Source organism: Cupriavidus sp. FW305-F7, from assembly GCF_058782875.1.
Map to the genome: position 1 here is coordinate 1 of NZ_JBYSYC010000008.1, position 13,546 is coordinate 13,546.

General features: G+C 70.7%; 9 protein-coding genes. 3 read left to right on the plus strand and 6 right to left on the minus strand.

All coding sequences use genetic code 11. From position 1 onward, the window contains the following. Both AC3WL8_RS09485 and AC3WL8_RS09490 read left to right on the plus strand, forming a co-directional pair. A partial coding sequence (locus AC3WL8_RS09485; RefSeq protein WP_492378250.1) for a transposase occupies positions 1–142 on the plus strand: 142 nt, incomplete at its 5' end. Between the two features lie 140 nt (positions 143–282). Then, the gene (locus AC3WL8_RS09490) at positions 283–915 is read left to right on the plus strand and encodes a TetR/AcrR family transcriptional regulator (RefSeq protein WP_492378186.1); all 633 of its coding nucleotides are present in this window, start codon (positions 283–285) and stop codon (positions 913–915) included. On the opposite strand, the gene AC3WL8_RS09495 is transcribed toward AC3WL8_RS09490, so the two are convergent. Both AC3WL8_RS09495 and AC3WL8_RS09500 read right to left on the minus strand, forming a co-directional pair. Continuing rightward, positions 916–1,869, minus strand: coding sequence for a delta(1)-pyrroline-2-carboxylate reductase family protein (locus AC3WL8_RS09495; RefSeq protein ID WP_013958418.1), 954 nt, complete (start codon positions 1,867–1,869; stop codon positions 916–918). 59 nt (positions 1,870–1,928) lie between these two features. Continuing rightward, the gene (locus AC3WL8_RS09500; protein ID WP_211980441.1) at positions 1,929–2,942 is read right to left on the minus strand and encodes an aldo/keto reductase; all 1,014 of its coding nucleotides are present in this window, start codon (positions 2,940–2,942) and stop codon (positions 1,929–1,931) included. 100 nt (positions 2,943–3,042) lie between these two features. Between AC3WL8_RS09500 and AC3WL8_RS09505 the strand changes: the two genes are divergently transcribed. Further along, positions 3,043–3,966 carry a LysR family transcriptional regulator gene (locus AC3WL8_RS09505; RefSeq protein ID WP_041228246.1) on the plus strand — a complete coding sequence of 308 codons (924 nt, stop codon included), beginning with the start codon at positions 3,043–3,045 and terminating at the stop codon, positions 3,964–3,966. Here AC3WL8_RS09505 and pbpC read toward each other — a convergent pair. The 4 genes from pbpC to AC3WL8_RS09525 form a co-directional block, all read right to left on the minus strand. Then, the gene (pbpC, locus tag AC3WL8_RS09510; protein ID WP_249221215.1) at positions 3,956–6,181 is read right to left on the minus strand and encodes a penicillin-binding protein 1C; all 2,226 of its coding nucleotides are present in this window, start codon (positions 6,179–6,181) and stop codon (positions 3,956–3,958) included. The two genes, AC3WL8_RS09505 and pbpC, sit on opposite strands and share 11 nt — an antisense overlap. Further along, positions 6,178–6,882, minus strand: a complete 705-nt coding sequence (locus AC3WL8_RS09515; RefSeq protein WP_211980442.1) for a lysoplasmalogenase — start codon at positions 6,880–6,882, stop codon at positions 6,178–6,180. Before AC3WL8_RS09515 ends, pbpC begins: the two co-directional genes overlap by 4 nt. Next, complete coding sequence (locus AC3WL8_RS09520) at positions 6,879–12,950, minus strand: alpha-2-macroglobulin family protein (protein WP_492378187.1); 6,072 nt, start codon at positions 12,948–12,950, stop codon at positions 6,879–6,881. Before AC3WL8_RS09520 ends, AC3WL8_RS09515 begins: the two co-directional genes overlap by 4 nt. A 109-nt stretch (positions 12,951–13,059) precedes the next feature. After that, positions 13,060–13,545, minus strand: coding sequence for an Lrp/AsnC family transcriptional regulator (locus AC3WL8_RS09525; protein ID WP_013958424.1), 486 nt, complete (start codon positions 13,543–13,545; stop codon positions 13,060–13,062). Position 13,546: the final 1 nt, after the last annotated feature.

Consider the following 13,546-nt stretch of genomic DNA (forward strand, 5'->3'; position numbering starts at 1 on the left):
CCGAAAGAAGAACTACCCGAGCATCAGCAAGAAGCTATGGGGCGGTGCGCTGTGGTCGCCGTCTTACTTCGCAGGGAGCTGCGGCGGTGCGCCCATCGAGATCATCCGCCAATACATTGAGCAACAACAGACGCCGCATTAGCCGCCGAAAGGACGCCGACGGCGTCCGCGCTATCCTTCTCCGGCCTAAAGGCCGAGGCTTGCCGCGCACCTGGTCAAATAGGCATCCGGCCCGAATATTCCTGATTTGCCGCCGGCACCACCTGTCTTTCGCCCCCGCCCATGCCACCGACCCGCCCGGCCGCACAAAAGCCTCCAGCCTCCGTCACCAAGAACCGCCGCGGTCTGGAAACCCGCGAACGCGTCATTGCTGTGACGCGCGGGTTGATCAGCGCGCACGGCTACGCCGAGGTGACCCTCGACCAGATCTCCGCCGAGGCCGGCGTGGCCAAGAGCAGCCTGCTGTGGCATTTCGGCAGCAAGGAAATGCTGCTGGCGGAAGCCGCAACCAGCTTGTTCCGGGATATCGGCGAGGGGCTGGGCGCAGAGCCGCACCGGGGCAAGACCGCGGCGCGGCGGCTGGAAAACGCCTTCGACCGGGTGGCCGACTATTTCACGGCCAATCCGGAAGCCAAGGGTGTCGTGCTGGCCCTGCTGTTCTCAGGCAGCGTACCGCCCAGCGTGCGCGAGGAGATCCGCCGCAGTTGGGACGCGCATATGCAGGACCTGGTCGATGCGCTGTCCTCACCCGGGCGCCCGCTGCCCGCGCCGATGGCGCGCCTGATGGTGGCGACCATCCACGGCTGCTACTGCCACTGGTATGCCAGCGACCGCAGCGAACCGATCGCCGGCTTCCTGGCACCGGCGCGCGAGCTGTTCACCGACTGGCTGCGCGCCAGGGACGGCGGCGAGTAATCATCCGCGGCTGGCCAGCACGCAAGCGGCCAGGTCCCACAGCGCGTAGCCCACGCTCTTGAACACCAGCGGGCTGCCAGCCCGCGCACGGATGGCATCGGCCCGCAGGATCGCGGTCTCGAACGGCTGCACGTCGGCCCAGTCGATGCCGGCCTGCAGCAGGTCGCCGGCCTCGTCCTCGATACCGAACAGGGTATCGGCCAGCAGCCGGCCGCTATCCGCGGCCACGTGGCATAGCGCCGGCGGCAGTTCGCACATGTCCGGCCGGAACGCACCGACTGCGGCAATGAAGTGATCGTCGCGCCAGAGGCCGCTGTCCAGGTCCGGCACCACCGGGCTGCGGCTGGACGTGACCGTGACCACCATCGATACACGCGGCAATACCGCCGCGGCCGACTCGGCCACCTGTGCTTCCACGCCCAGCGTGCGCGCGTGCGCAGCCAGCGCCTCGGCCTTGTCGCGCGTGCGCGAATGCAGCCACACCTTGCGCACGCCCAGCCCGGCCACGAAGGCCTCCAGGTGCGTCAATGCCTGCACCCCGGCACCGACGACCAGCAGCTCGCCGTCCGTGCGCGCGGCAAAACATTGCGCCGCCAGCAGCGACACGGCCGCGGTGCGCCGTCCCGTCACCGTGGGGCCGTCGAGCATGGCGATGCGCTGGCCGGTGTGCGCGTCGGCCACCACCACCTCGCCGAGGATATTGGGCAGCCCGCGCTGCGGGTTGCCGGGATGGACGGTGATGTTCTTGGTCATCACCAGGCTGCGGTTGCGCGCGGGCATCACCAGCAGCGTGCCTTCGCCACCTTGCGCATCGCCCACCGGCAGCGCAATGCGCGGCGGCGCCATGGCGGTGCCGTCGCGCAGCTCGGCCAGCATGTCGGCGATGGCCTGCGCCAGTTCGGGATACGGCAGGCGCGCCGCCGTGCTGGCGGCATCGAGGGGGACGAGGGACATGCTCTGGCTCCGGCAAGATGTTGCGAAGCGCCATTATTGCGCATGCCCGGCCATGCGCTTCAGCGCGCCAGCAACGCCATCACCTGTGCGGCATAGCGCGTACCCGCCGCTGCGCCGGCCGGGAATACGGCGTCGGTGCCGGCCAGGTCCTGCGCATCCAGCCGCACCGCCAGCGCACCGAGGTTGTCGTCCAGGTTGGCGATGCGGCGCGTGCCGGGAATCGGCACCACCTGCGGCCCGCGCGCCAGCACCCAGGCCAGCGCCAGCTGCGCCGGCGTGCAGCCCTTGTCCGCGGCCAGCGCGCGCACTTTGTCGACTAGCGCCAGGTTGCGCGCGAAATTCTCGCCCATGAAGCGCGGGTTGGTACGGCGGAAGTCGTCCTCGTCGAAATCCTCCGGGCTGCGGATCGCACCGGTCAGGAAGCCGCGGCCCAGCGGGCTGTATGGCACGAAGCCGATGCCCAGGCGCTCGCAGGCCGCAAGGATGCCGTCCTCGTCCGCGTCGCGGGTCCACAGCGAATACTCGCTCTGCAGCGCCGTAATCGGGTGCACCTGGTGGGCGCGTTCAAGCGTGGCGGCACTGGCTTCGGACAATCCCAGCCAGCGTACCTTGCCGGCCTTCACCAGGTCCGCCATGGCCCCCACGGTCTCTTCGACCGGCACCGCCGGATCCACGCGATGCTGGTAGTACAGGTCGATATGGTCCGTGCCCAGCCGCTTCAGGCTAGCCTCGCAGCTGGCACGCACATAGTCGGGGCGGCCATTGACACCGCGCGTGGCCGGGTTGGCCGGGTCGCGCACCAGGCCGAACTTGGTCGCCAGCACGACCTGGCCACGCCGCCCGGCGATCGCGCGGCCCACCAGTGCCTCGTTGGTGTGCGGGCCGTAGATATCGGCGGTGTCGAGCAGGTTGATGCCGCGTTCCAGCGCGTGATGGATGGTGCGGATCGACTCGGCGTCGTCATGCGCCCCATAGAAGTCGCTCATGCCCATGCAGCCGAGGCCGAGCGGATAGACGCTGGGACCGGTCTTGCCCAGCTGGCGGAATGGAGTGGAAATGGCGTTCGCGGTCATCGAGGGCTCCTGTTGGCCGGTCGGGCACCGGCGGTGCATCGGATGGAGCAAGTATGGGCACTCGACCCGCGCGGAAACAGCGTGCTACGCTGCATGTATCATGAAGCCAGACTTCACAATCGATATCGATTCCCTGCCCGCGCTGGCCGCGTTCACGCGCGTGGCGCGGCTCGGCAGCTTTACCGCCGCCGCGGCTGCGCTGGCGGTCAGCCCCTCGGCGGTCTCGCAGACCATTCGCCAGCTGGAAGCGCGCGTGGGCGTGCGGCTGCTGCAGCGGACCACCCGCAGCGTCGGCCTGACCGAAGCCGGGGCCGCGTTGCTGGCGCGCGTGGAGCCGGCGCTGGCAGAAATCGGCGCCGCCACCGACGATATCCGCCAGCAGCGCGACATGCCAGCCGGCACGCTGCGGCTGACCACCCCGACCACCGCCGGCGCGCTGGTGCTGCGGCCGCTGCTGGCCGACTTCATGCGCGCCTGCCCCGCCATCACCGTCGACGTGATCACCGACGACCGTTTCGCCGACCTGGTGGCCGAAGGCTTTGACGCGGGGCTGCGCCTGGGCGAAGCCTTGCAGCGTGACATGGTCGCGATCCCCGTCACCGGCCCGCTGCGCATGGTGGTGGCCGCCTCGCCCGATTACTTTGCCCGCCATGGCACGCCGCGCCATCCGCGCGACCTGCACGCGCATGCCGGCCTGCAGTACCGCTTTGGCCCGCACGGCAGCGTCTATCGCTGGGAGTTCGTCGAGGACGGCCGCACCGTTACCGTGGCCACGCGCCCAGCGCTAATCGCCAACGACAAGACCCTGCTGCATCAGGCGGCGCTCGACGGCATGGGGCTGATCTACGAATTCCCGGTCCATATCCAGCCGGCGCTGGACAGCGGCCGGCTGGTCACTGTGCTCGACGCCTGGCTGCCGCCGTTCGACGGCTTCTACCTGTACTACCCGGGCCGCGTGTTGATGCCGCCCAAGCTGCGCATATTCGTCGATTTCCTGAAAGCGCGCGCCGGCCTCAGCGCCTAGCCGCAGGCACAGGCGCGCGCACTGATGCGCCGCGCACTTCGATGCCGATGCGGTCCACCACCTTGCCTGACGCATCGAGCAGCTCCACCTGGTGCCGCCCCGGCCACGGCAGCCATGCCACCTCGCCGCCGCGCCCCAGCGGCTTGCCGTCCATGCGCCAGCTGACCGTGCGCGCGGTCTGGCCGGCCACGCCCTCGGCATGGAACCAGACACGCTGCGCCGCGGGCGGCATGTCGGGGTCCAGCGCAAACACGGTGCCGTCGGCAGGATTGGCGATCACGGGTGCGGTCGGGCGCGCGGCGGGTGCGCTCACGCTGACGCGCCGGATCGCGGTGCCGGCCAGAAAGACTTCATCGCGCGCTGGCTCCAGCCCGTCGTCGAAGCTCAGCGCTACGCGCTGCACGCCGGCGGGCATAGCGGGCGCCTGGCTGGCGCGCGCGCGGTGCAGCGCTTCCATGACGTCGTGCCAGACCGGCGCTGCGCCCGATACGCCCGAGACCTCGTGCATGCTGGCGCCGCTGGCATTGCCGACCCACACGCCCACGGTGTAATGCTGCGACCAGCCGATGCACCAGTTGTCGCGCATGTCCTTGCTGGTGCCGGTCTTCACCGCGGTCCAGAAGCGCGTGGTGAGCGGGCTGTCCAGGCCGAAGGTGCGCGCGCGCGCATGGCGGTCCGACAGGATGTCGGCGATCACGTAGCTCGCGCCTGGCTGCATCACCGCTGTCATCGATGCGGCCGCGGCCCCTTCCCGCAGCCGTGGCGGCGCGTAGCGCCCGCCATTGGCCAGGGCCCGGTACGCATTGGTCAGTGCCAGCAGCGACACATCGGCGCTGCCCAGCGCCAGGCTGAACCCGTAGTAGTCGCCGGCCTCGGTCAGCGGCAGCCCAAGCGCCACCAGCCGCTTGTGGAAGCGGTGCGGGGTCACCATCACCAGCGTACGCACCGCGGGCACGTTCAGCGACGCGGCCAGCGCCGCGCGCAGGCTGACCCAGCCGGCATAGCGGTGATCGTAGTTCTGCGGCACGTAGAGCCCGCCGCCGACCGGCAGGTTCACCGGCCGGTCGTCCAGCAGCGAGGCCGCCGTCAGCCGCTTCTCTTCCAGCGCCTGCTCATACAGCAAGGGCTTGAGCGTCGAGCCCGCCTGCCGCAGCGCCGCCGCGTGGTCCACCTGCGCGGCGCCTGACAGCGTGCCCGACGAGCCCACATAGGCCAGCACGTCGCCGCTGGCATTGTCGATCACCACCACCGCGCCGTCCTCGACATTGCGCCCGGCCAGTTCGCGCAGGTGCCGGTCCAGGCTGGTGGCAGCCGCGCGCTGCAGGCGGGCATCGAGCGTGGACGTAATACGCGCAGGCATGGGTACGCCCGCAGCCAGCTGCGAGCGCGCCTCGCTGACCAGGCGCCGTGCCAGGTGCGGTGCCAGTTGCGGCGACGCCGCCGACGGCGCGGCCGCCGCGGCGCGCTGCGCCACCGGCCCGGTACGCAGCAGCGCCAGTTGCGCAAAGCCTTCCAGGCCATCGCACTCGCGCGGCAGGCCCATCTCGCGCAGGATGCCGCAGGCGCGGCTTGCCACCTGAGCGGCTTTGGCATTGGGCGCACGCACCAGCGCCACCGCCAGTGCCGATTCGCGCGCGTTGAGCCCTTCCGGGTACTTGCCGAACAGCACCTGCGACATCGCCGACAGGCCCACCAGCTCGCCGCGGAACGGCACCAGGTTCAGGTAGGCCTCCAGGATCTGGTCCTTGCTCCAGCTACGCTCCAGCGCCGCCGCGCCCGCGGCCTGCCCCAGCTTCTGCGTGAAGCTGCGGCCCTGCCCCGGCACGCCCGGCCGGCGCAGGTCCTCATCGAGCAGGCCCGCCAGCTGCATGGTCAGCGTCGAGGCGCCGCGCGTGCGCGTGTTCCACAGGTTGGCCCAGGCCGCGGCCGCCACGCCGTGCCAGTCGACCCCGCTGTGGGCATAGAAGCGCCGGTCCTCCGACAGCACGATGGCGGTGCGCAGCGCGGGCGAGGTATCGGCCAGCGCGACCCAGTCGCCGCGGCGCGCGCGGAAGTCGTCGCGCACGCGCCCCACGGTGTCGCCGTGGCGGTCCAGCACCACCACGTCGGCACTGCGCCAGTCGGTACGAACCTGCTCGAAAGACGGCAGGGCCATGGCCGGTGCGGACCAGATCAACGCCGTCACCAGCACCATGCGAATACTGCGCTGCTTCATGTCTGCCTGCGTCCCGCCACGATGCCCGCCACCAGCAGCACCTGCGCCGCGGCGTAGGTCCACCAGATGCCAAGCTGGAAGGATTCGAACGGCACCAGGAAGCGCGCGATGCCGATCATCATGTCCGAGGCGGCAAAGCACAGCGCCCCCAGCGCCGCCAGCGGCGTGGGCAGGCGCGCCACCAGCGCGCTGCAGGCCATCGCCGCAAGCACGCCCACGTATATCGCCACCGGCACCGTCAGCGGGCCCATATTGGGCCAGAAGCGGCCCAGCATGGTGCCTGCCACGCCCAGCATGGCGCCGCACGCAATCAGCCGGTGCGGGCGCGTGTCGCCCGCCAGCGGCACCAGCACGCGCAGGTAGGCCAGGTGCGCCAGCAGGAAGGCGCCAAGCCCGCCCATGAACGAAAACGTCAGCGTCGGCAGCGCCAGCAGGAGGTCGCCCAGGGCTGAGAACAGCAGCGCCGTGACCAGCCAGCGGCGCTCCACAAGCGGCCGGTGGAACCACGCGGCGCGTGCCAGCAGCACCGCCATCGCGGTCTTCCATGCGGGCTGCATGGCGATATGCCCGGTCAGCGGCGCGCCGTCAGGCAGCTCGATCGCCACCTGCACCAGCAGCGCGCCGTAGATGATGCCGGCCAGCGTGCCCGCGATCCACCACTCGCGCACGCGTGCCGGCATCATCATCGACAGCCAGCTCATGGGCGCGCCCCCACTGCCAGCCGCGCATTGGGCGCCACGCCGAACACGTCGGGCGCGTACATCGCTTCCACGCGCGTGGGCGGCAGCGCGAAGTCGCCGGCGTTGTTCAGCCGCACCGTGTATTCGACCGATACCGTGCCTTTGGGCAGGTAGCCGAAGTACTCGCGGTAGGCTTGCGGCGTGCGCTCGGTGTAGGCCGGCCAGGCCGCGCCCTTGCGCTGCTCGCCGCGCGTGGCGATCTGGGAGTCACGGCCCAGGCCGCTGCCGAGGATGGTGGCGCCGGCAGGCACCGGATCGCTGACCACCACCCAGGTCATGTCGGCCTGCGCATCGATCTCCAGCTTGACTCGGTAGACATCGCCGCGCGACCACTTGCCCTTCACCGCCTGCTCCTGCGGCGTCACGGTGCGCTTGATGCGGTAGCCCGCGGCCAGCGGCGCGGTCACCGGCACCGCCGCCAGCGCCCGCACCGTGGCCCACGGATGGCCGGCGCCGGCGTGCTCCACCTGCAGCGTGCCGCCGTCGGCTCCGGTCGGCCACGGCAGGTCGATGCTGCCCTGGGCCACGCCGTCGGTGCGCTGCGCGCGCGCCCAGTCGAAACTGCGTGAGGCGTCGGCCGCATTGCTCAGGCTCGCCCGTGTGGTGCCCGCCACCGGCGTCTTCTCGAACGCCTGCGAGAAGCGCGTCACTGCCAGCATGCCCCAGGCATTGGCAGTGGTGGTGCCCCAGGCACCATGCACCTGCCGGCCCAGCAGCCCGGTGGCCAGTTGCGGCGCATCTTCCTTCCAGCCCGGCAGTTCCGACGCCAGCGCCAGCAGGCGCGCGGCATTGGTGTCGCCGCCGGCCATCATCCACCACCAGTTGTCGTTGCGCTCGGTGGAGAACGCCAGGCGCGTGCCCTGCACCGTCAGGCGCGAGCGCAGCAGCTGCTGCGCCTCGGCCAGGCGTTGCTCGCGCTGCGGGATGTCCTGCATGCGCGTGAGCAGCAAGGTCCAGTCCAGCAGCGCAGAGGTCGGCCACTGCGCCGGCAGGATCTGGATCGAGCCCAGCATGTGCGCCTGCGCATGGCCGGTGCGCGACAGGGCCTCGAGCGCGGCCAGCTTGCGCGCTTCCAGGTACTGCGTGCCGGCCACCGGCGCCCAGCTGTCGCGGCGGATGCGGCCTTCGACGAAGTCAGTCAGCCCGCGCTCCATCTGCGTGCGCTGCGCGTCGGGGATGCGCAGCGCCAGCCCGGCGCGCGCGGCCTCGTCGGTGACCGCCAGCAGGTAGGCGGTCAGCACTTCGCTGCCGAAGTCGCCGTCGGCGTTCAGCGGGAAGTACGAGGCCAGCCCGTTGGCATCGAGATAGGACGGCAGCTGCGTCATCAGCGCGTCCCACGCGGCGGTGTCGTTCAGGCCGATCGCTTTCGATGCGCGCTGCTCCAGGCAGGTGAACGGGTAGTTGCGGAACCACTCGCGCACGCCCGGCATGCCGCCCGCCAGCGACGACTGGAAGTTGACCTGCAGCCCGCCGCGCACCTTGCCCGCCGGATCCGCCAGGGCACCCGGCGGCGCCTTAATTGGCACCGACAGCGACGGCGACACCTGCGCCAGCGTGGCCTGCTGCACCGTCACCGGCACGGCCGGCACGATCTGCTGCGACACCTTGATGCGGTCGGCCGCGCCACCCGTGCCCTGCTCGCTCGCCTGCACTTCCCACGTCACCGTGCCGCTGCGCGAGTACGCCAGCAGCGCGGGCGCGGTCACGTCCCAGCCGATCTCGCGCGCTTCGCCGGCAGGGATCTGCACGGTCTGCACCGGCAGGCTGGTCTCGTTGCCGAGCAGCGTGCCGCGCGCGCTGGCCTGCACCGTCATCGCGCGCCTGGTGGTATTGCGCAGCGTGAACATGGCGCGGTAGCGGTCGTCCTCGCGCACCAGCAGCGGCAGGCCGGAAATCACCTGCAGGTCCTGCGTGGCGGCGATGGTGGCGCTGCCCGTGCCGAAGCGGCCGAGGCCGAGGTCCGCCACCGCGACGATGCGGAAGCTGGTCAGCGAATCGTTGAGCGGCACCTCGATGCTGGCGCGGCCCTCCGCGTCGAGCTGCACGCGCGGGTTCCATACCAGCAGCGTGTCGAACAGCTCGCGCGTGGGGCTCTTGCCGCCGCCGCCGCCCGCCGGCACCGCCTTGCGCCCGTAGTGGCGGCGCCCGATGATTTCCATCTGCGCGGTCGACGTCTCCACGCCGTAGCCGCGCCGCTGCAGCATCGCATCGAGCAGGTCCCAGCTGGTGTTGGGCATCAGTTCCAGCAGCGCCTGGTCCACCGCGGCCAGCGCCACTTCGCCGTTGGCGGCAGGCTTGCCGTCTGGCAGCTTCACCTGGATCGCCACGCGCGCCTTGCCGCGCACCGGATAGCTGGCCTTGTCCGGTGTCACGGTAACGTCGAGCCGGTGGCCCGCATTGCCGACGCGGATCTCCGCCAGCCCCAGCCGGAAGGCCGGCTTGGACAGGTCCACCAGCGCCGTCGGCGCGGCGTATTCGCGGCCCTCGCTGCGGAACGCGCGCCACCACTCTCCCGGCTGGCGCCAGCCCCAGGTGAAGAACGAATACCAGGGCACCTCATGCAGGCGCCCGCGCAACGCCAGCACCGACACGTAGACGTTGGGCCCCCACTCCGGCTTCACCTGCACGCGCACGGTGGGATCGCTGCCGTGGAGCTCGACCACCTGCGTCTGGTAGATGCCCTCGCGCTCCACCGCCACCAGCGCGGTGGCGTGGCGGAACGGCATACGCACCTGGAACACCGCGGTGTCGCCCGGCGCGTAGGACTTCTTCTCCGGCAGCAGGTCGATGCGGTCATGGTTCTCGCCGCCGAACCAGAGCTCGCCCTGGCGCGTGACCCAGACCGTCGAGGCCGCTTGCGCGGTGCGTCCGTCCTTGTCGCGCGCGCTCGCCACCAGTTCGATCTGGCCGGCCTGCTCCAGCGCCACGTCGCAGCGCGCACGGCCCTGCGCATCGGTACGGGTCTCGCACACGGTGCCGAGGTCGCGCGTCTCGGAGCGGTTGTCATAGCGGTAGAAGCCGCCCACCACGCGCTTGCGCGCCGAGGTGGTGATGCGTGCCCGCGCGTTGATCTTGACCGGCGCATCCGCCACCGGCTTGCCGTTGACGTCCAGTACCACGCCGTGCACGGCCAGCTTCTGCTTGACCGAGACCCAGCCATCGGTGCGGATGCCGGCCACCACCGCCGCCGGCCACACCGGCACGGTCTGGCGCAGGGTCTGGATCTCGCCGTTGGGGTCGGCAAAGCCGGCTTCGAGCAGCAAGTCGCGCGGGGCTTCGGTCTTGGGCAGCTTGCGCAGCGTGACGGTGCCGTTGCCGTTCTTGTCGAGCGTCACCGGCAGCTTGTCGGCGACCAGCTTCTGGCCGTCGGCACTGGCTTCGCTCTGCTCGCCCTCATCCATCTCCTCGTCGCCGCTGGCGCTTTCGCGCTGGGCGCGCGGCGGGTTGAACGAGAACTCGTCATAGCCGGGGAAGCTGACGTATTTGTCGCGCAGCAGCGCGGACACGCGCACGGGCAGCCCGGCCGCGCCGCCGCCGGAGAGGTAGTGGATCTCCACGCCGACCGGCAGTTCGGCAGGCGCGACCACGGGCCCCGCCTTGCCAGCCACCTGCAGCGTGCCGGCCAGCACCGGCAAGCGGAATGCCTCGACCCGGAAACTGCCGCTGGTGTAGCTGCGCGCGCCGCCATTGTCCTGCGCGCCTTCGCCCTTCTGCGTTTGCAGCTCCACGCTGTAGACCCCCAGTTTGGCCGCCGGCGGCACCTGGAAGGTGCTCTCCGCGCTGCGCCCGCCGGTCGCCGTATGGCGCCATTGCAGCGGCAGCTCGTAGGTCTGGCCGCTGCCTTCATGGCGGATCACCACGCGCGTGGGCAGCGGACGGCTGGCCGGCGGCAGGGCAAAGCCCTGCGCGGTCTCGGCACGGATCAGGTGCTTCATCGACACGGTCTCGCCGGCGCGCAGCAGCGTGCGGTCGAAGATGGTGTGGGCGCGCACTGTGGGTGCGGTGCTGGTGTCGGTCGGCACATTGAAGCGCCAGCTCTCGATGCCGCGGTTCCAGTCCGACATCACGAAGGCCATGTCGGCCTTGCCGCGTGCCTGCGGGTGGCCGACGCCGATGCGGGCAGAGACGAAATAGCCCGACAGCCCGTTCTGGTCGCAGGCGCCTTCGGGCGCGGCCGCCAGCCTGGCAAAGCGCACCACGCCGCTGGCGTCGGTACGGCCTTCACCCAGCAGGCGGCCGCTGCAGTCGCGCACCGCCACGGCGGCATCGGCAACCGGCTTGCCATCGTCCAGCGCGGTGACCCAGGCCAGCCCGGTGCGGCTGCCATCGTCTTCATTGCCGGCACTGCGGCCCAGCTTGAAATGCACGCCCAGGTTGGTAACCAGCGCCGCGGTGCGCACGTACATCGGCGCGCGCTTGCCCAGCAGCGACTCACCCAGCATCGGCGAGGCGATCTCCACCACATGGAAGCCCGGTTCCGGCAGCGGGATGCCCACCACCTCGAACGGCCGCGGCGCATCGCCCGAAGGCTTGGGCACGGCCAGCTTCTGCACGCCGGGGGCGCGCTCGAGCAGAGACACCGAACGCGTCTCGATCGACACCGCATTGCGCGGGTTGTTGACGCGATACGGCGAGCGGCCCGCCAGCACGGCGTCGAGCTCGGGCCGGGTATAGCTGGCCTCATGCATGCGGCGCACCAGGCCAAACCATTGCATCACGGCCGTGTCGTCGTCCACGCGCAGCTTCATCACGGTGCCGGCCCCGGCCTGCACGCCGCGCACGGCGAGGTCAGCCTCGACGTTGCGCAGCGTCACCGGCAGCAGCGGCGGGTAGTCGGCCGGCGCCTTGCCGCGCGGCAGCTCGCCGAAGCGTTCCACCACGCCAAACGGCGCCGCGGCAAACTTGGCCAGCGGCGGCATCGATGCGGTGGCCACCTTGAGCGGGAACAGGTCGGCATTGGCCAGCGAGCGGCCGCTGTCGTCCTTCAGGTTGCGCGGCACTTCGATGGTGAACTGGGCCTTCTCCGCAAACGGCGCGGCAAAGGTCAGCGCGCTGACGCTGGCGTCCGGCGCCAGGTTGGGATCAAACTGCGGCGCGCGCGGGCCGGACGGCGTCTTCAGCACCACGCTCTCGGCCAGCTTGCGCGGCACCGGCGAGGAGAAGCTGACCGACATCGGCCGCAGCGGCGTGCACGGCGACTGCGCGTGTTCACGCTCACAGCTGAAGCTGGCGGTGAAGGGGTCGCGCACGGTGTAGTCAAAGCGGCGCTCATCGCGCGTGGCCACGCCGGAGGGGGTGGCAATGCCCGCTCCCAGCACCAGCTGCACCCGCGCCGCGGCCGGCAGCCGCTGCTGGCAGGCAAGCAGGTGCACGGCATCTGGCGCCTGCTTGGCGATGCGTTCCCAGTGGATGGCGTCGAGCACGGCATCGCGCTCCTTGTCAGCGAGCAGGCGCACCGGGATGCGCTCGCCCAGCCCCTGCGCCTGGCACCAGGCGTGTTCGCGCACTGAGGCCGCGGTGGCGGCGCCGTTGAAGCGCAGCGCAAAGACCTGGTCTTCCTCGATCTCGCCGCCCGCAGGCCGGCTGGAGACGACCGTCGGGCCGCCGGTCTCGAACCGGTACTCCGGGCGGCCGGCATAGGCGGTGCCGGCCACGCTGCGCAGGCCGGTACGCATGCGCACGGTGCAGCGCACGCCCGGCGGCAGGTCGCTGGCAAAGTCGTAGACCCAGTTCTTCGCATCGATCCAGCGGGCCTGCCCGCCGGTGCCGGCACCAGTGCAGGAAACCGCCGCGGGCGCGGTGGCCTGGACGTCGCCCATCGGCACCATGGCCTCGTCGAAGCGGATCGCCACCTGCCTGACCTGCCCGACCGTGCCTTCGGGGGAGAAGCGGGTCACCTGCGCGGCCTGCGCGCCGCCGGCGGCCAGGATTCCAAGCGTGGCCACCAGGGCCAGGACTGCGCGCCACTCATGCGATTGCATTGGCAACCTGCCAAGACCCCGATCGGCTCGGGCGACGATTCCCTTCATCCTGCCATCCTCCGTTCCCGCCACGTTTGCGGCACCCGGCGAGGGTGACACGCACGCCACAGGAGCGCAAGACCGGCACGCAAACCTGCAACGCGCCGCAGGAAAAGTTTTAGCGCAGGTGCGACAGCGGCAAGGGCCCGTCGCATTTGATGGCGGTCAGCACGATATTCGAACGCACGCTTTCCACACCCGGCACGCGCATCAGCCGCTTCATGGTGAATTCGGCCAGCGTGGGCAGGTCTGGCACAACCACGCGGATCAGGTAGTCAGCCTCGCCGGCCACCGAATAGCACTCCTGCACCTCTTCCAGCAACAGGATCTCTTCGCGGAAGCGTTCGATGATGGTGTCGGCATGGTGGGCCAGCTTGACACTGATAAAGACCATCACCCCCAGGCCCAGCGCCTGCGAGGACAGGTTGACGCGGTAGCCGGTGATGACGCCGTCGGCTTCCAGCCGCGCCAGCCGGCGCCCGACCTGGCTGGGCGACAGGTGCACGCGTTCGGCCAGTTGCTGGTGAGTGGTGCGGCCGTCGGCCTGCAGGACGGCCAGCAGCGCGAGGTCGAAGGGGTCCAGGGAGACGCCGGAGGCAGCCATA

Coding starts and splice junctions, on each gene's coding strand:
- AC3WL8_RS09505 (WP_041228246.1), top strand. CDS start 3,043: ATGAAGCCAGACTTCACAATCGATATCGATTCCCTGCCCGCGCTGGCC.
- pbpC (WP_249221215.1), bottom strand. CDS start 6,181: ATGAAGCAGCGCAGTATTCGCATGGTGCTGGTGACGGCGTTGATCTGG.
- AC3WL8_RS09515 (WP_211980442.1), bottom strand. CDS start 6,882: ATGAGCTGGCTGTCGATGATGATGCCGGCACGCGTGCGCGAGTGGTGG.
- AC3WL8_RS09495 (WP_013958418.1), bottom strand. CDS start 1,869: ATGTCCCTCGTCCCCCTCGATGCCGCCAGCACGGCGGCGCGCCTGCCG.
- AC3WL8_RS09500 (WP_211980441.1), bottom strand. CDS start 2,942: ATGACCGCGAACGCCATTTCCACTCCATTCCGCCAGCTGGGCAAGACC.
- AC3WL8_RS09520 (WP_492378187.1), bottom strand. CDS start 12,950: ATGAAGGGAATCGTCGCCCGAGCCGATCGGGGTCTTGGCAGGTTGCCA.
- AC3WL8_RS09490 (WP_492378186.1), top strand. CDS start 283: ATGCCACCGACCCGCCCGGCCGCACAAAAGCCTCCAGCCTCCGTCACC.
- AC3WL8_RS09525 (WP_013958424.1), bottom strand. CDS start 13,545: ATGGCTGCCTCCGGCGTCTCCCTGGACCCCTTCGACCTCGCGCTGCTG.